We start from the raw sequence: 22,081 nt of genomic DNA, 5'->3' as shown, positions 1-22,081 counted from the left end.
GTTGACCAGTATTTTTATCTTAATGAGGAGTCCCTTATGTTACGTCCTGTAGAAACCCCAACCCGTGAAATCAAAAAACTCGACGGCCTGTGGGCATTCAGTCTGGATCGCGAAAACTGTGGAATTGATCAGCGTTGGTGGGAAAGCGCGTTACAAGAGAGCCGGGCAATTGCTGTGCCGGGCAGTTTTAACGATCAGTTCGCCGATGCGGATATTCGTAATTATGTGGGTAACGTCTGGTATCAGCGCGAAGTCTTTATACCTAAAGGTTGGGCGGGGCAGCGTATCGTGCTGCGTTTCGATGCGGTCACTCATTACGGCAAAGTGTGGGTAAACAATCAGGAAGTGATGGAGCATCAGGGGGGATATACGCCGTTTGAAGCCGATGTCACGCCATATGTTATTGCCGGGAAAAGTGTACGTATCACCGTTTGTGTGAACAACGAACTGAACTGGCAGACTATCCCGCCGGGAATGGTGATTACCGACGAAAACGGTAAGAAAAAGCAGTCTTACTTCCATGATTTCTTTAACTACGCCGGGATCCATCGTAGCGTAATACTCTACACCACGCCGAACACCTGGGTAGACGATATCACCGTGGTGACGCATGTAGCGCAAGACTGTAACCACGCGTCTATTGACTGGCAGGTGGTGGCAAATGGTGATGTCAGCGTTGAACTGCGTGATGCGGATCAACAGGTTGTTGCAACAGGACAAGGCAACAACGGAACCTTGCAAGTAGTGAATCCGCACCTCTGGCAACCGGGTGAAGGTTATCTCTATGAACTGTACGTCACAGCCAAAAGCCAGACAGAGTGCGACATCTATCCACTGCGCATCGGTATCCGGTCAGTGGCAGTGAGTGGCGAACAGTTCCTGATCAACCACAAACCGTTCTACTTCACTGGTTTTGGTCGCCATGAAGATGCAGATTTACGCGGCAAAGGGTTCGATAACGTGCTGATGGTGCACGATCACGCATTAATGGACTGGATTGGGGCTAACTCCTACCGTACCTCGCATTACCCTTACGCTGAAGAGATGCTCGACTGGGCAGATGAACATGGCATCGTGGTGATTGATGAAACTGCAGCTGTCGGCTTTAACCTCTCTTTAGGCATTGGTTTCGAAGCGGGCAACAAGCCGAAAGAACTCTACAGCGAAGAGGCAGTCAACGGGGAAACTCAGCAGGCGCACTTACAGGCGATTAAAGAGCTGATTGCGCGTGACAAAAACCACCCAAGCGTGGTGATGTGGAGTATTGCCAACGAACCGGATACCCGTCCGCAAGGTGCACGGGAATATTTCGCGCCACTGGCGGAAGCAACGCGTAAACTCGACCCGACGCGACCGATCACCTGCGTCAATGTAATGTTCTGCGACGCTCACACCGATACCATCAGCGATCTCTTCGATGTGCTGTGTCTTAACCGTTATTACGGTTGGTATGTCCAAAGCGGCGATTTGGAAACGGCAGAGAAGGTACTGGAAAAAGAACTTCTGGCCTGGCAGGAGAAACTGCATCAGCCGATTATCATCACCGAATACGGCGTGGATACGTTAGCCGGTCTGCACTCGATGTACACCGACATGTGGAGTGAAGAGTATCAGTGTGCATGGCTGGATATGTATCACCGCGTCTTTGATCGCGTCAGCGCCGTCGTCGGTGAACAGGTATGGAATTTCGCCGATTTTGCAACCTCGCAGGGCATTTTGCGCGTTGGCGGTAACAAGAAAGGGATCTTCACCCGCGACCGCAAACCGAAGTCGGCGGCTTTCTTGCTGCAAAAACGCTGGACTGGCATGAACTTCGGTGAAAAACCGCAGCAGGGAGGCAAACAATGAATCAACAACTCTCCTGGCGCACCATCGTCGGCTACAGCCTCGGTGACGTCGCCAATAACTTCGCCTTCGCAATGGGGGCGCTCTTCCTGTTGAGTTACTACACCGACGTCGCTGGCGTCGGTGCCGCTGCGGCGGGCACCATGCTGTTACTGGTTCGGGTATTCGATGCTTTCGCCGACGTCTTTGCCGGACGAGTGGTGGACAGTGTAAATACCCGCAGGGGAAAATTCCGCCCGTTTTTACTCTTCGGTACTGCGCCGTTAATGATCTTCAGCGTGCTGGTATTCTGGGTGCCGACCGACTGGAGTCATAGCAGCAAAGTAGTGTATGCATATTTGACCTACATGGGCCTCGGGCTTTGCTACAGCCTGGTGAATATTCCTTATGGTTCACTTGCTACCGCGATGACCCAACAACCGCAGTCCCGCGCCCGTCTGGGCGCGGCTCGAGGAATTGCCGCTTCGCTGACCTTTGTCTGTCTGGCTTTTCTGATAGGACCGAGCATTAAAAACTCCAGCCCGGAGGAGATGGTGTCGGTGTACCATTTCTGGACGATTGTACTGGCCATTGCCGGGATGGTGCTTTACTTCATCTGCTTCAAATCGACGCGTGAGAATGTGGTACGGATCGTGGCACAGCCGTCATTGAAGATCAGTCTGCAAACGCTGAAACGGAATCGTCCGCTGTTTATGTTGTGCATCGGTGCACTGTGTGTGCTGATTTCGACCTTCGCGGTCAGCGCATCGTCGTTGTTCTATGTTCGCTATGTGCTGAATGACACCGGTCTGTTTACTGTGCTGGTACTGGTGCAAAACCTGGTCGGTACAGTGGCGTCGGCACCGCTGGTGCCAGGGATGGTCGCCAGGATTGGTAAAAAGAATACTTTCCTGATTGGCGCTCTGCTGGGAACCTGCGGTTATTTGCTGTTCTTCTGGGTTTCCGTCTGGTCGCTGCCAGTGGCGTTGGTCGCGTTAGCCATCGCTTCAATTGGTCAGGGCGTTACCATGACCGTGATGTGGGCGCTGGAAGCTGATACCGTAGAATACGGTGAATACCTGACCGGCGTGCGAATTGAAGGGCTTACCTATTCGCTATTCTCATTTACCCGCAAATGCGGCCAGGCAATAGGAGGTTCAATTCCCGCCTTTATTTTGGGATTAAGCGGATATATTGCGAATCAGGCACAAACACCGGAAGTTATTATGGGGATACGCACATCAATTGCCTTAGTCCCTTGCGGATTTATGCTACTGGCATTCGCTATAATCTGGTTTTATCCGCTCACGGATAATAAATTCAAAGAAATCGTGGTTGAAATTGATAATCGCAAACAAATGCAGCAGCAATTAATCAGCGATATCACTAATTAATATTCTATAAAAATAATCAGAACATCAAAGGTGCAACTATGAGAAAAATAGTGGCCATGGCCGTTATTTGCCTGACGGCTGCCTCTGGCCTTACCTCTGCTTACGCCGCGCAACTGGTTGACGATGAAGCGGGGCTACGTATCAGACTGAAAAATGAATTACGCCGGGCCGACAAGCCCAGTGCTGGTGCGGGAAGAGATATTTACGCGTGGGTACAGGGAGGATTACTCGATTTTAATAGTGGCTATTATTCTAATATTATTGGCGTCGAAGGTGGAGCATATTATGTTTATAAATTAGGTGCTCGCGCTGATATGAGTACCCGATGGTATCTTGACGGCGATAAAAGTTTTGGCTATGCCCTGGGCGCGGTAAAAATAAAACCGAGTGAAAATAGTTTGCTTAAATTAGGCCGCTTCGGAACAGATTATAGTTATGGCAGTTTACCTTATCGTATTCCGTTAATTGCTGGCAGTTCGCAACGTACATTACCAACTGTTTCCGAAGGGGTATTAGGTTATTGGGCTTTAACACCTAATATCGAACTGTGGGGAATGTGGCGCTCAAGAGTATTTTTGTGGACCGACTCAACAACCGGTATTCGTGATGAAGGGGTGTATAACAGCCAGACGGGGAAATACGATAAACATCGCGCACGTTCTTTTTTAGCCGCCAGTTGGCATGATGATACCAGTCGCTATTCTCTGGGCGCATCGGCACAGAAAGATGTTTCCAATCAGATACAAAGTATTCTGGAGAAAAGCATACCCCTCGACCAGAATTATGCTCTGAAAGGAGAGTTGCTCGGCTTTTACGCGCAACTCGAAGGCTTAAGTCGTAATACCAGGCAGCCCAATGAAACGACGTTGGTTAGTGGACAATTGACCTGGAGCACGCCGTGGGGAAGTGTATTTGGTAGTGGTGGTTATCTGCGTCATGCGATGAATGGCGCCGTGGTGGACACTGACATTGGCTATCCTTTTTCATTAAGTCTAGATCGTAACCGTGAAGGAATGCAGTCCTGGCAATTGGGCGTCAACTATCGTCTAACCCCGCAATTTACGCTGACTTTTGCGCCGATTGTGACCCGTGGTTATGAATCCAGTAAACGAGACGTGCGGATTGAAGGTGCGGGCATCTTAGGTGGTATGAACTATCGGGTCAGCGAAGGGGCGCTACAAGGGATGAATTTCTTTCTTGCCGCCGATAAAGGGCGGGAAAAGCGCGATGGCAGTGCGCTGGGCGATCGCCTGAATTACTGGGATGTGAAAATGAGTATTCAGTATGACTTTATGCTGAGGTGAGAAAAAACGCCGGAGAGAAAACTCTCCGGCGTTTTGGCAGTGAATTACTGTTGCGGAATGGCTGGTACAGCCGGAACGTTTAATGCTGGCATTGCAAACATACCAACAAAATCTTCCAGCGGCATTTTCTGGCCATTCAACGTGATCTGACCGTTAGCATATTGCAGGCTGGTGGTGATGGTATTGTCCTGCAAGGTGGTCAGTCGGAACATCTGACCCATTGCTGATGCACCTTCAACTTGCTGTTTTGCCAGTTTTTTAGCTTGATCTTCCTGATAACCTTCCAGCTTCGCTACCTGGGTCATCAGCTCAGTTGCCATATCAACCGGAATGGTCAGTTTTGCCTCCAGAGACTTAACCGAGCGATCAACTTCCTGAGCCAGTGTCTGCGGCGCTTCTTTAGTCGTTGCCGGATCTTTCAGGAACAGCGACAGATTCAGCGCACTTTCACCCTGACTGTTTTTCCAGCTTAACGGAGCGACAGTTATCACCGGATCGCCTTTCAACATCAGTGGCAGGGCGCTAAAGAAGGCTTCTGTCACTTTCTCCTGATAAAGTTCGGGATTGTTGGCAATCTCTGGCTGTGCCAGCAGTGCCTGAGTTTGCGCGTTATATTGCTGGCTAAACTGATGCCAGGCTTCGCCATCAATCTGACCGACTTTTAAAGTCAGCTTGCCGCTGCCCAGATCCTGATTCTGTACCTTCAGGCTATTTAGCGAATAATCCAGTTGGCTATTGATCGTTTTACCGTCATTGACCAGGTCTGATTTACCGCTGATCTCCATGCCTTCCAGCAGTGCCAGTTCTTTGCCTTCCACCGAAATGGTCATTTTTTCCAGTGACAGTTTTTGGTTGCCCACGCGCTCACCAAAACTTGCCAGCGTGCTGGAACCGTCGGTTTTCAGATTATTAAAGGTCAACTGTACTTTCTGGTTGTATTCGTTAACCGCATCTACCCGACCGCTTTGCGCCTCCCCGGAAAGGGAGATAGCTTTGCCGTCTCTGTCTGCATTTAACTGGAATTCGCCGCCGCTAAAGGCGACTTTTTCATCTTTTTGTTCGTAATTCAGTGGCTTGAGAGAGATATCTGAGCTGGAATCACCGCTGTAACCAATGCGGGAGTTAATCTCAAAAGGTGTTTCTCCTTTTGCCATATCAAACAGTGGCTTGCTCACATTGTTGTTGACAAGCGTGGTTTGAATCGACGCCATCGATGGGATCAGGTTCAGTTTTTTCAGCTGAGCCAAGGGAAAGGGACCATGATCAACAGATTCGTTGAAGATGACGCTCTGACCACTTTTAATCCACGGATTTTCTTTCCCGGCAACGGGTTTCACCACCAGTTGTAACTGGCTGCTGAACACGCCGCGATGATAGTTTTGATAACTCACTTCCAGGTTGGATTCAGGAGCCGTCAGCTTAAGTTGCGCATTCGCCTGCGCGACCATGTCTTCGAGATGGGTTTCTATTTTCTTGCCTGTGTACCATGCGCCGCCTGTCCAGACTACGCCGAGCGCAACAATGACGCCTACCGCTACCAGCGATTTATTCATAGTGATTATCCATAAAATGAAATCAGGCGGACTGGCCGCCTGAAGTGTTATAAGCCTTTAATAAGCTTAGCAAGAGATGTTAATTTTTTCAGTAAGCTCTTACAGCTTGTTGTAAACACGGGCTAAACGTCCGTGGCCTTTCACTGTCACCGGTGTCTCGTTGGCGGCAATAAACGCTGACTCACCCGGTTTAAGCTGTAACTGTTGAGAACCTTTACACAGAGTTGCTTCGCCTTCAACGCAGAACAAAATGGCGGCACTTTGCTGGCTGATGGTGGTTTCGTTATCGCTAAGGTCATGCAGCGAGAAGGCAAAATCATCCACCGGAATCGGGAAGTCCAGTTCTGCACCTTGCTTCACCGGCTGGGTCAACAACTGGTTAGCTGGTTTGGCTTCGAACTTCACGTTGGCAACCAGCTCAGGAATATCAATGTATTTAGGCGTCAGACCCGCACGCAGCACGTTATCGGAGTTCGCCATCACTTCCAGCGCCACGCCTTGCAGGTAGGCGTGCGGTGTTTCAGCGAACAGGAACATCGCTTCGCCAGGGTTCAGTTTCACCACATTCAGCAACAGCGGGGAGAACAGACCGCTGTCATCCGGGTAAAATTCAGAAATTAAACGAATCGTTTGCCACGGTTCACCCTGCTGGCTGTCGAGCGACGATTTTAAAATCGCCAGCGCGCGGGATTTCTCTTCACCCTGCATATTTAACAGGCTGGCGAACAGTTCGCTTAAACGTTCGGCATTAGGCTGTTGTAAAAAGTGAGCAATCGCCGGATGTGCACCTGCGACCGGCTGGAGCAGGGAGACAATCTCGGAAAACTCTCGAAACGCGTTCATCGCAAGGAAAGGCGTCAGCGCAAAAACCAGCTCCGGCTTGTGGTTAGGATCTTTATAGTTACGCTCGGCGGCATCCATCGGAATACCTGCGGCATTTTCTTTGGCAAAACCGATTTCAGAATTGCGTTTGTTTGGATGAACCTGAATGGAGAGCGGCTGGGCTGCGCATAATACTTTGAACAGGAAAGGCAGTTCGCCAAAGCGTCTGGCAACGGCCTCTCCAAGCAGAGTCGATTTATCACTCTCAATCACATCACGCAGTGAAACGATATCTCCTGCGGCATTGTACACACGGGAACTGCTTTTCGGATGTGCCCCCATCCACAGCTCGGCCATCGGCTGGCTGGACGGATTTTCCATACCATAAAGTTCAGTCAACGCCGTTTTGCTGCCCCAGGCATAGTTTTGCACTGAGTTAATGAGTTTTTGCATGATCAATCCCTGTTTAAATGTGGAAATTAATCCCGCTATTAAAGCAAGAATCCTACGGGAAGTAACCTGGAGCCGCAAAAAGTCGTACTAGTCTCAGTTTTTGTTAAAAAAGTGTGTAGGATATTGTTACTCGCTTTTAACAGGGCAACGGAACACCCGCCCAGAGCATAACCAAACCAGGCAGTAAGTGAGAGAACAATGTCAAACAAACCCTTTCATTATCAGGCTCCTTTCCCACTCAAAAAAGATGATACCGAGTATTACCTGCTGACCAGCGAACACGTTAGCGTATCTGAATTTGAAGGGCAGGAGATTTTGAAAGTCGCGCCAGAAGCGTTAACTCTGCTGGCGCGTCAGGCGTTTCATGATGCGTCATTTATGCTGCGTCCGGCTCACCAACAACAGGTGGCCGACATTCTGCGTGACCCGGAAGCCAGCGAAAACGATAAATATGTGGCGCTGCAATTCCTGCGAAACTCCGATATCGCGGCAAAAGGCGTTCTGCCAACCTGTCAGGATACCGGCACCGCGATTATCGTTGGTAAAAAAGGGCAGCGCGTATGGACAGGTGGTGGCGACGAAGCGGCTTTGGCTCGCGGTGTCTATAACACCTATATCGAAGATAATTTGCGCTACTCGCAAAACGCGCCGCTGGACATGTATAAAGAGGTGAATACCGGCACCAACCTGCCAGCGCAGATCGATCTTTATGCCGTTGATGGTGACGAGTACAAATTCCTCTGTATTGCCAAAGGTGGCGGTTCGGCAAACAAAACGTATCTTTATCAGGAAACCAAAGCGTTACTGACGCCGGGGAAACTGAAAAATTATCTGGTTGAGAAAATGCGCACGCTGGGGACGGCGGCCTGTCCTCCGTATCACATTGCGTTCGTTATTGGCGGAACTTCTGCGGAAACTAACCTTAAAACGGTAAAACTGGCTTCCGCTAAATACTATGACGAACTGCCAACGGAAGGGAATGAGCACGGTCAGGCTTTCCGCGATGTGGAGCTGGAAAAAGAATTGCTGATCGAAGCGCAAAATCTTGGTCTGGGGGCGCAGTTTGGTGGTAAATACTTCGCTCACGATATCCGCGTGATTCGCCTGCCGCGTCATGGCGCATCCTGCCCGGTTGGTATGGGCGTTTCCTGTTCCGCTGACCGTAATATTAAAGCGAAGATCAACCGTCAGGGGATCTGGATCGAAAAACTGGAACATAATCCAGGCAAATATATCCCTGAAGAATTGCGTAAAGCGGGAGAAGGCGAGGCGGTGCGCGTAGACCTTAATCGTCCGATGAAAGAGATCCTTGCTCAGTTGTCGCAATATCCTGTTTCTACGCGATTGTCGCTTAACGGTACTATCATCGTCGGTCGTGATATCGCCCATGCCAAACTGAAAGAGCGCATGGACAACGGCGAAGGGCTACCGCAATACATCAAAGATCACCCGATTTACTACGCGGGGCCGGCAAAAACGCCGGAAGGTTATGCCTCCGGTTCTCTTGGTCCAACAACCGCCGGACGGATGGATTCTTATGTCGATCAACTGCAAGCGCAGGGCGGAAGTATGATCATGCTGGCGAAAGGCAACCGCAGCCAGCAGGTGACGGATGCCTGTAAAAAACACGGTGGCTTCTACCTCGGTAGTATTGGCGGCCCGGCGGCAGTGCTGGCGCAGGGTAGTATTAAGAGTCTGGTATGTGTTGAGTATCCTGAACTGGGAATGGAAGCTATCTGGAAAATCGAAGTGGAAGATTTCCCGGCGTTTATTCTTGTGGATGATAAAGGAAATGACTTCTTCCAGCAGATACAGCTCACGCAGTGCACCCGCTGCGTGAAATAAACAGAGCCGTCCTTCGGGGCGGCTTTTTTACATGGCACGAAAGACCAAACATTTGTTATCAAATAGTAAATAATGAGTGAGCTAAAAGTTGCTTAACGTAAGCAAAACAGAAAGAAAAAATTAATCAGGTGAGGAGCAGTCCATGAAAACAGTACGCAGCGAAAAAGATTCGATGGGTGCGATCGATGTCCCGGCAGATAAGCTGTGGGGCGCACAAACTCAACGCTCGCTGGAGCATTTCCGCATTTCGACGGAGAAAATGCCAACCTCACTGATTCATGCGCTGGCGCTAACCAAGCGCGCAGCGGCAAAAGTTAATGAAGATTTAGGCTTGCTGTCCGAAGAGAAAGCGAGTGCCATTCGTCAGGCGGCAGATGAAGTGCTGGCGGGACAGCATGACGATGAATTTCCGCTGGCTATCTGGCAGACCGGTTCCGGTACGCAAAGCAATATGAATATGAACGAAGTGCTGGCTAACCGGGCGAGCGAATTGCTTGGCGGCGTGCGTGGGATGGAACGTAAAGTTCACCCTAATGACGACGTGAACAAAAGCCAAAGTTCCAATGATGTCTTTCCGACAGCGATGCATGTTGCGGCGCTGCTGGCGCTGCGCAAGCAACTCATTCCGCAGCTTAAAACACTGACACAAACGCTGAGTGAGAAATCGCGCGCATTTGCCGATATCGTCAAAATCGGTCGTACCCACTTGCAGGACGCCACGCCGCTGACGCTGGGGCAGGAGATTTCTGGCTGGGTAGCGATGCTGGAGCATAATCTCAAACATATCGAGTACAGTCTGCCGCACGTGGCGGAACTGGCGCTGGGTGGTACAGCAGTAGGGACGGGGCTGAATACTCATCCGGAATATGCGCGTCGCGTTGCGGATGAACTTTCGGTAATTACCTGCGCGCCGTTTGTTACCGCCCCGAACAAATTTGAAGCTCTGGCGACCTGTGATGCGCTGGTTCAGGCGCACGGCGCCTTGAAAGGGTTGGCTGCGTCACTGATGAAAATTGCCAATGACGTCCGTTGGCTGGCATCTGGCCCTCGCTGCGGAATTGGTGAAATCTCAATCCCGGAAAACGAGCCGGGCAGTTCAATCATGCCTGGGAAAGTGAACCCAACGCAGTGTGAAGCGTTAACCATGCTTTGCTGTCAGGTGATGGGGAACGACGTGGCGATCAACATGGGTGGCGCTTCCGGAAACTTTGAACTGAACGTCTTCCGTCCGATGGTTATCCACAATTTCCTGCAATCGGTACGCTTGCTGGCAGATGGCATGGAAAGTTTTAACAAACACTGTGCAGTGGGGATTGAGCCGAATCGTGAGCGAATCAATCAATTACTCAATGAATCGCTGATGCTGGTGACCGCACTCAACACCCACATTGGCTATGACAAAGCCGCCGAGATTGCCAAAAAGGCGCATAAAGAAGGGCTGACCTTAAAAGCCGCAGCCCTTGCGCTGGGCTATCTTAGCGAAGCCGAGTTTGACAGCTGGGTACGACCAGAACAGATGGTCGGTAGCATGAAAGCAGGGCGTTAATCTGCAACATACAGGTGCAGCCGTGGGATGATCAAACGAAGCGGCTGCGCCTGCGGTTTATAACGGTGCTGCACATTGTCGGCATCGTAATTCAACAACTCGCCAACGTCCGGCACGCCCGCGCCATTATCCCGATTAATCAGTGCAATCAGAGGCGTCGGGCAGGCGTGTTGTACCTGTTTTTGATCTCCCTTGTACCAGACGCGGGCAATCGGCTGCACCTTCACCGGACGTTTGATTTTTAACTTCGCGTCCTGTGGCAGGGCGGCAATATCCTGATATTCACGCTCCAGTTTTCCCTGCCACTCCTCACGCGTCCACGGTGCGACGCTGCGGGGTGATTTCAGACTTTTTTCCAGCTGCGCCAGCACTTCATCACGACGTAAATTCTTAATGATATGTTTATTCGCCCAGCCAAAACGTAAAGTTGCGGGGTCATGCAGAACGGTGAGGGTGCGGTAAGCGTTAAGTGTGATCAGCCCCGGCAAATGGCGATGCACCCATTCAAAACGCGCCGCCGTAGGAAGTTCTGACTCAACCGTGACAATATGCTCGAAAGTAGTTTTAAGTTGATTGATGCGCTGGATATGACTTACCAGCGCCGCTTGTGAAAGATTATCGACCTGATAACACAACACGCCGGGCAGACGAACAGCGGCCTTGCTGCTGCGATTTTCAGACTGTTGCTGAATAAACAAATGGCGGAAATGACGTAACGCGAGCGCCTGCGCCTCTTTGCCGAGATGTTGCTTAACTTCAATGCAGTTCAGCGGATTATGCTCATCTTCTTTTTTGACTTCCGGTAAAGAGAACACCCGGGCAACCAGCAACTTGTGCTGTTCAAGCTCAGCGGCAAATGCGGCCAGTTCTTGCTCCATCTGGCGAAAGGTAGTATTGAGTCGATCTACGAGATCGTAACGAGCCATAAAATCACCACTTAGTTACAACATACTTATTTTATAGCACAGTGGCGACGGCTTGACCACCGTGCGCGTAGCGTCAGGCAGAGGTAAATTGCGCAATGTTGTGCCATAACGGCCAGCTAAACGAGAAGCGGGCACCACCCAGTTCGCTGGTATCACAATTAACCGTTCCGCCCATAGCCAGCGCAATAGAGCGGACAATTGCCAGTCCCAGCCCGCAGCCGCCGGTTGCACGGTCACGGCTGGGGTCGAGGCGAACAAAGGGTTCAAAAATATGCTCTCGATCCTGTGGTGCAATCCCTGCACCATCATCTTCAACAATTAATGTCGCTCTGTTTCCTGTCAGTAGCAGGCTGGTTTCAACGGTTGAATGGCAGTAGCGCAGGGCGTTATTGAGCAAGTTATCCAGCACGCGCTCCATTAAGCGCATATCCAGCGCCGCATAATGACCTTGTATGATGGTTTTTATCCGTACCGTTTTATCGGGAGTTAGCGCCTGAATGTCGGTCAGATGCGTTGACAGCCACAACGGCAGGTCTGGTTCGCTAAGATGGAGCTCATTTTGCGGGCGATCGAGTCGGGCATAAGTCAGCAGTTCTTCAATTAAAGCTTCCAGTTGGCTGATATCGCGATTCAATGCCTGGGATTCTGTTGCGCTCAGGTTATCGCTCATCTCCAGTCGATAACGCAGGCGCACTAACGGCGTTCGCAGTTCGTGGGCGATACCGTCGATAAGCTGTTTTTTGCTGGCAATCAAGGCGTTGATATTGTCCGCCATCTGGTTAAACGCCACGCCAAGTCGTTCAAAACTCGAACCATCATCAAAGTGAATACGTTCATTGAGATGCCCATCGCCAAATCGTTGTGCCGCTGCTTCCAGTTTTAGCATGTCCTGCCAGTGCGGACGCATCCAGATAAACACCGGAAAGGCGAGGGAGATGGCAATAAAAGCGATCAGCGCGATATCCAGTAATCGCATTTGATGGAGGTAATAAAGATAAGGCACGGGACCGACTGCCAGCACGTAGTGGCTGCGCGGTATACGTTGCAAAAAAGTGTACTGATCGTCCAGGGCGACAATTTCGCCGCCATGCAGCCGATGCATGGAGATTTCATCGAGATGATATTTACTCAACGGTTCGACGCGCAGATCAAAAGAGAGATTTAAATCCATCTCCTTCAGTGTTTTCCCCCAGTCGTGCGGGGGGATCTCGCGCAATTCACTACGCATCAGGTATAGCGAACTGTTCATCAAATCATCCAGCGACTGTTTGCCTGCGCGTTCGGCGGTAAATTTGTACACCAGCCCAACCAACAGGGACATCACCAGAAAGCAGACAAACAGTAAAAGATAAAACTGGATAAACAGTTTTTTCATCGCTTATTCCCACGCATGAGGCGCAAACAGATAGCCTTTGTTTCGCACGGTTTTAATGCGATAAGGTTCGGCAGCGTTATCGCGCAGTTTTTTTCTTAACCGCGAAATAGCCACGTCCACGCTACGATCCAGACCGTCATAGCTGACGCCGCGTAAATTTTTCAACAACGCATCTCTGTCCATAATTTGCCCCGCGTGGGTGGCTAACTCCCAGAGCAGTTCAAAATCGGCGGTAGAAAGTGAAATTTCACGGTTAGCAAGCGTAACTACACGGTTAATGGGATCGATGGTCAACGTACCGAAATGCAATGCCTTGTAAGGAGTAAGAGGTGCTTCTTGTATACCTTTGGTCAGCGTGGTTTGCTCATTCTGACGCAAATGTAAACGTAACCGCGCCAGCAGGACTGCGGGGGGCGTCGTTTTGAGAATATAGTCGCAGGCGCCCATTTCCAGAGCCAGAATGTGGTTCATATCACTATCGAGAGATGTCAGCAGAACTATAGGCCCGCTCCATTTAGTGCGTAAATCACGACAGACAGTCATGCCGTCCTTGCCTGGTAGCATGATATCGAGGAGCACCAGATCCGGATTTTCCCGCAGAATTGTTTCTTCTGCATGGTCGCCGCGAGGTTCAATGGTTACCTGTATATCATGTTTCGCCAAATACGCGGCAATCAGTGAACCGACTTCTGCGTCATCTTCCACAAATACGATAGTGTTCATATTATTCACGGTAGATATAAAAACGTCACAATACACCGCGTTGTTTTTACTTACTATCAATCGTTCCTAAACAAGTTTGCATCAGGTATTCTACGGATGACTTGTTATGGAAGTGTTAAGGTAAAAAGATGGGGCTGGTAATCAAAGCCGCGCTTGGTGCGCTGGTGGTGGTGTTAATTGGTGTATTAGCAAAAACGAAAAATTACTATATCGCCGGGCTGATTCCGCTTTTCCCGACCTTTGCGCTTATTGCGCATTATATTGTTGCCAGCGAACGCGGCATTGAAGCCTTACGCGCAACCATCATTTTCAGCATGTGGTCGATTATTCCCTATTTTGTTTACCTGGCGTCGCTGTGGTATTTCACCGGAATAATGCGCTTGCCCGCTGCTTTTGTGGGTTCCGTTGCGTGCTGGGGGATAAGCGCATGGGTGTTGATTATATGCTGGATGAAGCTGCATTAACGCAGATGTCGACCGCCATCAAGCGGAAAACTGCGTCCGGTAACAAAGCAACTGGTGAGTAAATAATCGACCAGATCGATCACTTCTTTCTCACCAGGCGCGGTTTTCATCAGTGATTTATTCAGCGCCTGTTGACGATATTCAGCATCATCATGCTCATTAAACAGGATCAGCGATGGCGCAATAGAATTCACTTTCACTTCCGGTGCCAGCTTGCGGGCAAACGAGCGGGTCATATTATCCAGTGCCGCTTTGCTTGCAGCATACGCAATATGTTTGTCGCTACCGCGCTCCACCACATAATCGGTAAAGTGAATGATATCGCTGGCGGCGTGTCCGTGCCCACGCAGTAATCTTTCCAGCGCATGGTTGAGCAGGTATGGGGTATTAACGTGGATCTGCATCATGCAAGCCAGTACGTCGGCCAGTGGCGCACCCGGTTTTTCCGCCATCCACGCACTGGCGTTATGCAAAATAGCACGCAGGCCGTGGGTGCTTTTTAGTACCTCATCGGTAAACGCCATCACACCGTCGTTGGTTGAAAAATCAGCCTGAATACATTGCGCACCCGCATTAATCAGCCCATCAATGGCAGGATAGTGCGTCCGATAGCTGACAATCACCGGTTGCTTTTGATTAATGAAATGCCAGGCGAGGGCGAGGCCAATGCGACGGCCTCCGCCAGTAATTAATATTGGCAAGGGGTGGGTTTTACCCATCGTTATCTCCTTTGCTATCCAACGATGGGACGAACGTTATCCCACCAGCATCCAGGTCGCCGGAACTGCGGCAATTAACAACATGCTAATTAGCATCATTTCCTGACGATTCAGTACATTATCATGTGTATGCGTTTTACGCGCGTACAGGAATACCAGAAGCCCAGGTGCATACAGAACGACGGACAACAGCAGGTGCATTGGGCCAGAGGCGTACAATAACCATAAGCCATAAATGCAGGCACCGATACCTACTGCTTTATGCAGTGGACGGGTAGCGATTTTCAGCAGGAACGCGCCAACCAGGAAATAGGGCACCAGAATCATTTCTGAGGCGATGGTCAGCAATGTGTTGTAATCGGAACCGGTTAGCCAGATGAGTACCAGGCAAATTTGCACGCAGATGTTGGTCAGCCACAGTGAGGCAGACGGCGCAGCTTGCGCATTCTGACGAGCAAAAATGCGCGGGAATGCTTTATGTGTGGCCGCCAGGAAGGGGACTTCTGCCGCCATAATGGTCCAGCTTAAGTACGCGCCGCAAACGGAAACGATCAGTCCGGCAGCGATGATAATCTCGCCCCACGGCCCCATCATTTTCACCATCAGGCCGGCCATAGACGGGTTACGGATTTCAGCAAGTTCCGGGCGTGCTACCACGCCCAGCGAAAGCAGTGTTACCAGTAAATAAACGCCCAGCGCGGAAAGTACCGCCAGAAGTGTTGCTTTGCCGACATCATGTTTATTACGCGCTCGCGCAGAAACGACCACTGCACCTTCCACGCCAATGAATACCCACAGTGTGATCAACATTGTGTTTTTCACCTGTTCCCATACTGGTATGCCAAGTGCAAGGCCAGTGAAGTCGAGTTTGAAGGTGTCCAGTTTGAACATCATCATCGCCAGCACAATAAACAGACCTAGCGGCAATAATTTTGCCAACGTCGCCACCAGGTTAATGCTGGCAGCAGTCTGCACGCCGCGCAGGATCAAAAAGTGAACAATCCATAATAAGGCGGATGCACCGACAATCGATTGCCAGGTATTGCCATCGCCAAACAGGCGCAATTCCGGCGTGTCAGTAAAAAAGCTTAATGCGGAAAAGACGATCACCAGATAGGAGACGTTGGCGATAACTGCGCACAGCCAGTATCCCCATGCAGAGCAAAAACCAATCAGTTCGCCAAACCCTTCACGGGCATAGGTAAAGATACCGCCGTCAAGGTCGGGACGAATACGCGTCAGGATCAGCATAGCGAAGGCCAGTAATAAAATCCCTGCGCCGGTGATACCCCAGCCGATCAATAATGCTGCCGGGCTGGCTACCGCCGCCATATTTTGCGGCAGACTGAAAACACCTGCGCCCAGCATTGAGCTTAATACCAGCGCAGTGAGCGCGCTCAGTCCCAGTTTCTTTTCCATCTGTATCCAGTGATCAAAACGTGTTTGGAAGAATAAATATTAGGACAAAACGCATAAAAATGGTGTTTGTCACTAAGGCGCGGGATTTTACGAAGAGATGTATCGTCATGCAATGGTTAGGGGAAAATTTGTGACTAAAAATGCTAAAGGCGGCATAAAGCCGCCTTATCGTGATACTGAATAGTTATTTATACAGGTCTGCGCTGATGGTCAGGTTATTGCCACGTTCCTGCCACTGGCGAGTGATGTGGTAATACTTAGCCCCTTTCTTCGCGGCACGTTTAGCAACCTGGTAGGAAACTTCGGTCATGTTGCCGTAGTTACCTGAGAACTTAATGCTGTCGAACGGCACCATCATCGCTGCGGTCGCTTTGTTCAGTTCTTCTACTTTAGTGCCGTCAGGTAGCGTGACAGTGTAACGTCCGCCTTTTGATGACTGGGTTTCAAAGAAACGACCGACTTCGGAACTTGGTGACGCAGTAGTGGCAACGCCAGGGATTTCAACTTTCTTCGCAGCTTCGCCACCGGCAGCCAGGGCTGCACGTCCCGCGTCGGAATCCGCCGGGATCACATCCGGGCTTTGTACTACGCGTTTCTTAGCATCTTTTTTATAGATGAATGCGGTAATACGCTGGTTGCCGCCCTGGTTGGCATCGATTTGACGAACAATATAGAAAGAGTATGCGCCTTTTGCTTTCGCCGCTTTGGTGATGGCGTCATTGACTTCAGGCTGGCTACGGTAAAAGCCCTGGACGGTAACTGTATCAAACGGTTCGATCAGAACGGCCTGGTCTTTGGGCAGCTCCACCACACCATTAATCACGCGATTTTTTTCGGTTTCTGCTTTTTCAGCATCAGACTTATAGAGATCGGCAACTACACGCCAGTTACCGCTGTTACCGAAATCTGACGTATCGACAACATAAAAAGAGGCTGCTCCTTCTTTATCAGCGCGGCGGGATACGGCTTTCACCGCCTCGCCAATGGCATTGAAACGTCCGGTAACCACTACACGGTCAAAAGGTTTAACCGCTGCCGCTTGCTCCGGTGTCAGTTCTGTTGCTGCGTTAACGGAGAATGCCGTGGCAGAAAGCAGTGCCGACGCCAGGAGGGTGTTCTTAAGCTTCATAAAAATAATCCTTCGCCTTGCGCAAACCAGGTACTGGTATTGTTATTAACGAGAAACGTGGCTGATTATTGCATTTAAACGGTGTAACTGTCTGCGTCATTTTTCATATCAGACTTCTTGATTTGATTTTAAACCTGTTCGAATAACCATGTGTGATTAAAAAGTGAGCGCAGTGGCATAGGCGGCTGAAATGGCTGAATTGTATAAGTTAATTTAATGTTAACTGGTGGCTTGCGACGGGGTGATCTCATGTTTTACCTGGCTATTGAAGACAATTATCGCCCTTTATCCTGTGTTCTATGGTGTTTATCCCACTATCAAGGCTGAATCGTTAATATTTTTCGAGTTAACGCCGAAATACTGATTTTTGGCGCTAGATCACAGGCATTATTTTCAGTACGTTATAGACGTTTGTTACTAATTTATTTTAACGGAGTAACATTTAGCTCGTTCATGAGCGGCTTGTGTACCGTGAAACACAGGCAAACCATCATCAATAAAACCGATGGAAGGGAATATCATGCGAATTGGCATACCAAGAGAACGGTTAACCAATGAAACCCGTGTTGCAGCAACGCCAAAAACAGTGGAACAGTTGCTGAAACTAGGTTTTACCGTCGCGGTAGAGAGCGGCGCGGGTCAACTGGCGAGTTTTGACGATAAAGCGTTTGTGCAAGCGGGCGCTGAAATAGTAGAAGGGAATAACGTCTGGCAGTCAGAGATCATTCTGAAGGTCAATGCACCGTTAGATGATGAAATTGCACTGCTGAATCCAGGTACAACGCTGGTAAGTTTTATCTGGCCTGCGCAGAATCCGGAACTAATGCAAAAACTTGCGGAACGTAACGTCACCGTGATGGCGATGGACTCCGTACCGCGTATTTCTCGCGCCCAGTCGCTGGACGCGTTAAGTTCGATGGCGAATATCGCAGGTTATCGCGCTATTGTCGAAGCAGCTCATGAGTTTGGTCGCTTTTTTACCGGACAAATCACTGCGGCAGGTAAAGTGCCGCCGGCAAAAGTCATGGTGATTGGTGCGGGTGTTGCTGGTCTGGCGGCCATTGGTGCAGCAAACAGCCTCGGCGCAATTGTGCGTGCGTTCGATACTCGTCCGGAAGTGAAAGAACAAGTTCAGAGTATGGGCGCGGAATTCCTCGAACTGGATTTTAAAGAGGAAGCAGGCAGCGGCGATGGCTATGCCAAAGTGATGTCGGAAGCGTTCATCAAAGCGGAAATGGAGCTTTTTGCTGTGCAGGCAAAAGACGTCGATATCATTGTTACCACTGCGCTGATTCCAGGTAAACCGGCACCGAAACTGATTACCCGTGAAATGGTGGACTCCATGAAGTCGGGCAGTGTGATTGTCGATCTGGCAGCACAAAACGGCGGTAACTGTGAATACACCGTGCCGGGGCAAATCTTCACCACTGAAAATGGCGTCAAAGTCATTGGTTATACCGATCTTCCGGGGCGTCTGCCGACGCAATCCTCACAGCTTTATGGCACCAACCTCGTCAATCTGCTGAAACTGTTGTGCAAAGAGAAAGACGGCAACATTACTGTTGATTTTGATGATGTGGTGATTCGTGGTGTGACCGTGATCCGTGCGGGTGAAATTACCTGGCCGGCGCCGCCGATTCAGGTTTCAGCCCAGCCGCAGGCAGCGCAGAAAGCAGCACCGGAAGTCAAAACCGAGGAAAAATGTGCCTGTTCGCCGTGGCGTAAATACGCCTTGATGGCGCTGGCAATTATCCTTTTCGGCTGGCTGGCAAATGTTGCACCGAAAGAGTTCCTCGGACACTTCACCGTGTTCGCGCTGGCGTGCGTTGTCGGCTATTACGTGGTGTGGAATGTATCGCACGCGTTACATACACCGTTGATGTCGGTCACCAATGCGATTTCAGGGATTATTGTTGTCGGAGCACTTTTACAGATTGGCCAGGGCGGCTGGGTTAGCTTCCTTAGTTTTATCGCGGTGCTTATAGCCAGCATTAATATTTTCGGTGGCTTCACCGTGACTCAGCGTATGCTGAAAATGTTTCGCAAAAACTAAGGGGTAACATATGTCTGGAGGATTAGTTACAGCTGCATACATTGTTGCCGCGATCCTGTTTATCTTCAGTCTGGCTGGGCTTTCAAAACATGAAACGTCTCGCCGGGGTAACAACCTCGGTATCGCCGGGATGGCGATTGCTTTAATTGCAACTATCTTTGGACCGGATACTGGCAACGTTGGCTGGATCTTACTGGCGATGGTCATCGGTGGGGCGATTGGTATCCGTCTGGCGAAGAAAGTCGAAATGACCGAAATGCCGGAGCTGGTGGCGATCCTGCATAGCTTCGTTGGTCTGGCGGCGGTGTTGGTTGGTTTTAACAGCTATCTGCATCACGACGCGGAAATGGCGCCGATTCTGGCCAATATTCACCTGACGGAAGTGTTCCTCGGTATCTTCATCGGTGCGGTGACTTTCACGGGGTCGGTCGTGGCGTTCGGTAAGCTGTGCGGCAAAATTTCGTCTAAACCGCTGATGCTGCCAAACCGTCACAAAATGAACCTGGCGGCTCTGGTCGTTTCCTTCCTGCTGCTGATTGTATTTGTTCGCACGGATAGCGTCGGCCTGCAAGTCCTGGCATTGCTGATAATGACCGCCATTGCGCTGGTATTCGGCTGGCATTTAGTCGCCTCCATCGGTGGCGCAGATATGCCTGTAGTGGTGTCGATGCTGAACTCTTATTCTGGTTGGGCAGCGGCGGCGGCGGGCTTTATGCTCAGTAATGACCTGCTGATTGTGACCGGTGCGCTGGTCGGTTCTTCTGGTGCCATCCTTTCTTACATCATGTGTAAGGCGATGAACCGTTCCTTTATCAGCGTAATTGCAGGTGGTTTCGGCACAGATGGTTCTTCCACCGGTGACGATCAGGAAGTGGGCGAGCACCGCGAAATCACTGCGGAAGAGACGGCAGAATTGCTGAAAAATTCGCATTCGGTGATCATCACCCCCGGCTACGGCATGGCGGTCGCGCAGGCACAATATCCGGTGGCAGAAATCACCGAGAAATTGCGTGCCCGTGGTATCAATGTGCGTTTCGGTATTCACCCGGTTGCGGGGCGTTTGCCTGGACATATGAACGTATTGCTGGCTGAAGCAAAAGTACCGTATGACATCGTGCTGGAAATGGACGAGATCAACGATGACTTTGCTGATACTGACACTGTGCTGGTGATTGGCGCTAACGATACGGTTAACCCGGCGGCGCAGGACGATCCGAAGAGTCCGATTGCTGGTATGCCTGTGCTGGAAGTGTGGAAAGCGCAGAACGTGATTGTCTTTAAACGTTCGATGAATACTGGCTATGCTGGTGTACAAAACCCGCTGTTCTTCAAGGAAAACACTCACATGCTGTTTGGCGATGCCAAGGCCAGCGTGGATGCAATCCTGAAAGCTCTGTAACCCTGACGGCCTCTGTGGAGGCCGTTACTCTTTATTGAGATCGCTTAACAGGACGGCGATGCTTTGGCCTCCCGCCGTTTGTTCAAGCGCAATTTTGACAATAATTGTCAACGGCACGGAAAGCAGCATTCCCACCGGTCCTAACAACCATCCCCAAAAAATTAACGACAAAAAAACTACCAGTGTCGAAAGCCCCAGCCCGCGCCCCATGATGCGCGGCTCCAGAATATTGCCGAAGACCAGATTAATCAGCAGATATCCCGCCAGCACCAGTAACGCCTCATAGAAACCATTAAACACCAGTACCTGAGCGATAGGGGGGATAGCCGCGAGAACAGAACCAATGTTAGGGATGTAATTAAGCGCGAAGGCCAACAATCCCCAGACAAAAGCGAAGCGAACATCGAGTGCGGCGAGCATCGCCCAGGCGACCAGACCAGTGATGATGCTGATGGCTGTTTTCAGCACCAGGTAATGCGACACACTGTCAATGGCGCGCTGGATCGCCGCCATACCTTCGACCGGGCGCGCCATCATTTGCTGGAGTTTGCCGGGAAGTTGTGGCACTTCGAGCAGCATAAACAACACCGTCAGCAACAATAAAAATATGGATGACATGGCGTTAGATAACTGCGTCAGCAAGTTGGTGAGCAACGTCATCGCCGCGTTCGGATCAATATAATGCGCCAGTTGGTCAACCGAGACATCAATACCCGCGCGTTGTAATAAAGGTTCCAGAACTTGCAGGGGCTTTATGATTGAGCTGCGATACTGTGGCAAAGTGCGGGTCAGCTCATTGAGCGTTGAGCCGAGATAGGCCAGTAATAGCACCATCGCCATCACGATGATGACCATTAAAATCGACACAGCCAACACACGCGGCACTCGCCAGCGAACCATGCGTTGTACCAGCGGATTAAGAATGACTGCAATAAATAGGGCGAGGATAAAGGGGACGATGATATCGGCGGCAAAACGGATACCGCAGAGAATAATGACCAGCATTCCCAACATAATGACTATTTTTAGGCCATTGAGCGTGATGATCGGCTTTGCCATGCGTATCCCCGTTTTTTCTTCCTTCGCAAATAATATTTTCTTTTTAGCCGTGGCATTATAACGAAAATCAAACT

17 protein-coding genes are annotated in these 22,081 nt (G+C 50.3%); 8 read left to right on the top strand and 9 right to left on the bottom strand.

The window, feature by feature from the left end:
• Window positions 1-36: 36 nt before the first annotated feature.
• The 3 genes from uidA to uidC are packed head-to-tail and all read left to right on the top strand — an operon-like array spanning window position 37 to window position 4,522.
• The gene (gene uidA / locus C3D30_RS09965; RefSeq protein WP_105286833.1) at window positions 37-1,848 is read left to right on the top strand and encodes a beta-glucuronidase; all 1,812 of its coding nucleotides are present in this window, start codon (window positions 37-39) and stop codon (window positions 1,846-1,848) included.
• Entirely contained in the window at window positions 1,845-3,218 is a 1,374-nt protein-coding gene (uidB, locus tag C3D30_RS09960; RefSeq protein ID WP_105286832.1) for a glucuronide transporter, read from the top strand. The genes uidA and uidB overlap by 4 nt, the downstream gene beginning before the upstream one ends.
• A 38-nt stretch (window positions 3,219-3,256) precedes the next feature.
• Window positions 3,257-4,522: a glucuronide uptake porin UidC gene (gene uidC / locus C3D30_RS09955; protein ID WP_105286831.1), complete on the top strand. Its 1,266-nt coding sequence runs from the start codon at window positions 3,257-3,259 to the stop codon at window positions 4,520-4,522.
• A gap of 44 nt (window positions 4,523-4,566) precedes the next feature.
• On the opposite strand, the gene C3D30_RS09950 is transcribed toward uidC, so the two are convergent.
• Both C3D30_RS09950 and manA read right to left on the bottom strand, forming a co-directional pair.
• The gene (locus C3D30_RS09950; RefSeq protein ID WP_001043388.1) at window positions 4,567-6,075 is read right to left on the bottom strand and encodes a YdgA family protein; all 1,509 of its coding nucleotides are present in this window, start codon (window positions 6,073-6,075) and stop codon (window positions 4,567-4,569) included.
• Window positions 6,076-6,174: 99 nt separating this feature from the next.
• Window positions 6,175-7,350: a mannose-6-phosphate isomerase gene (manA, locus tag C3D30_RS09945; RefSeq protein WP_105286830.1), complete on the bottom strand. Its 1,176-nt coding sequence runs from the start codon at window positions 7,348-7,350 to the stop codon at window positions 6,175-6,177.
• Between the two features lie 198 nt (window positions 7,351-7,548).
• Between manA and fumB the strand changes: the two genes are divergently transcribed.
• Complete coding sequence (gene fumB / locus C3D30_RS09940; protein ID WP_000066640.1) at window positions 7,549-9,195, top strand: class I fumarate hydratase; 1,647 nt, start codon at window positions 7,549-7,551, stop codon at window positions 9,193-9,195.
• A gap of 142 nt (window positions 9,196-9,337) precedes the next feature.
• Window positions 9,338-10,741 (top strand): class II fumarate hydratase, encoded by a 1,404-nt coding sequence (gene fumC / locus C3D30_RS09935; protein WP_000860010.1) that lies wholly within the window; start codon window positions 9,338-9,340, stop codon window positions 10,739-10,741.
• Here fumC and tus read toward each other — a convergent pair.
• From tus to rstA, 3 genes are all read right to left on the bottom strand, one after another.
• Entirely contained in the window at window positions 10,738-11,667 is a 930-nt protein-coding gene (gene tus, locus C3D30_RS09930) for a DNA replication terminus site-binding protein (RefSeq protein WP_000135176.1), read from the bottom strand. The two genes, fumC and tus, sit on opposite strands and share 4 nt — an antisense overlap.
• A gap of 73 nt (window positions 11,668-11,740) precedes the next feature.
• A complete protein-coding gene (gene rstB / locus C3D30_RS09925) occupies window positions 11,741-13,042 on the bottom strand; it encodes a two-component system sensor histidine kinase RstB (protein WP_016158225.1) in 1,302 nt (433 codons plus the stop codon).
• Between the two features lie 3 nt (window positions 13,043-13,045).
• The gene (gene rstA / locus C3D30_RS09920; RefSeq protein WP_001092493.1) at window positions 13,046-13,765 is read right to left on the bottom strand and encodes a two-component system response regulator RstA; all 720 of its coding nucleotides are present in this window, start codon (window positions 13,763-13,765) and stop codon (window positions 13,046-13,048) included.
• 128 nt (window positions 13,766-13,893) lie between these two features.
• Between rstA and C3D30_RS09915 the strand changes: the two genes are divergently transcribed.
• Window positions 13,894-14,229, top strand: coding sequence for a GlpM family protein (locus tag C3D30_RS09915; RefSeq protein WP_000524884.1), 336 nt, complete (start codon window positions 13,894-13,896; stop codon window positions 14,227-14,229).
• Here C3D30_RS09915 and folM read toward each other — a convergent pair.
• The 3 genes from folM to ydgH all read right to left on the bottom strand — a co-directional run bounded on the left by folM (window position 14,226) and on the right by ydgH (window position 17,496).
• Complete coding sequence (gene folM / locus C3D30_RS09910) at window positions 14,226-14,948, bottom strand: dihydromonapterin reductase (RefSeq protein WP_105286829.1); 723 nt, start codon at window positions 14,946-14,948, stop codon at window positions 14,226-14,228. The genes C3D30_RS09915 and folM overlap by 4 nt on opposite strands.
• A gap of 36 nt (window positions 14,949-14,984) precedes the next feature.
• Complete coding sequence (locus C3D30_RS09905; RefSeq protein WP_000412363.1) at window positions 14,985-16,367, bottom strand: amino acid permease; 1,383 nt, start codon at window positions 16,365-16,367, stop codon at window positions 14,985-14,987.
• 184 nt (window positions 16,368-16,551) lie between these two features.
• Window positions 16,552-17,496 carry a DUF1471 family protein YdgH gene (gene ydgH / locus C3D30_RS09895; RefSeq protein WP_000769335.1) on the bottom strand — a complete coding sequence of 315 codons (945 nt, stop codon included), beginning with the start codon at window positions 17,494-17,496 and terminating at the stop codon, window positions 16,552-16,554.
• A gap of 520 nt (window positions 17,497-18,016) precedes the next feature.
• Here ydgH and pntA point away from each other — a divergent pair.
• Together pntA and pntB are read left to right on the top strand one after the other, a co-directional pair.
• The gene (gene pntA, locus C3D30_RS09890; protein WP_105286828.1) at window positions 18,017-19,549 is read left to right on the top strand and encodes a Re/Si-specific NAD(P)(+) transhydrogenase subunit alpha; all 1,533 of its coding nucleotides are present in this window, start codon (window positions 18,017-18,019) and stop codon (window positions 19,547-19,549) included.
• A 10-nt stretch (window positions 19,550-19,559) separates the two neighbouring features.
• Window positions 19,560-20,948, top strand: coding sequence for a Re/Si-specific NAD(P)(+) transhydrogenase subunit beta (pntB, locus tag C3D30_RS09885; RefSeq protein WP_000014064.1), 1,389 nt, complete (start codon window positions 19,560-19,562; stop codon window positions 20,946-20,948).
• Window positions 20,949-20,972: 24 nt separating this feature from the next.
• Here the strand turns inward: pntB and tqsA are convergent, their stop codons facing one another.
• Entirely contained in the window at window positions 20,973-22,007 is a 1,035-nt protein-coding gene (gene tqsA, locus C3D30_RS09880; protein WP_001118206.1) for an AI-2 transporter TqsA, read from the bottom strand.
• Window positions 22,008-22,081 lie beyond the last annotated feature (74 nt).

This window comes from Escherichia sp. MOD1-EC5433 (assembly GCF_002966005.1).
Classification (GTDB): Bacteria; Pseudomonadota; Gammaproteobacteria; order Enterobacterales; family Enterobacteriaceae; genus Escherichia; species Escherichia ruysiae.
This window is presented reverse-complemented; position numbering and strand designations above follow the sequence as displayed.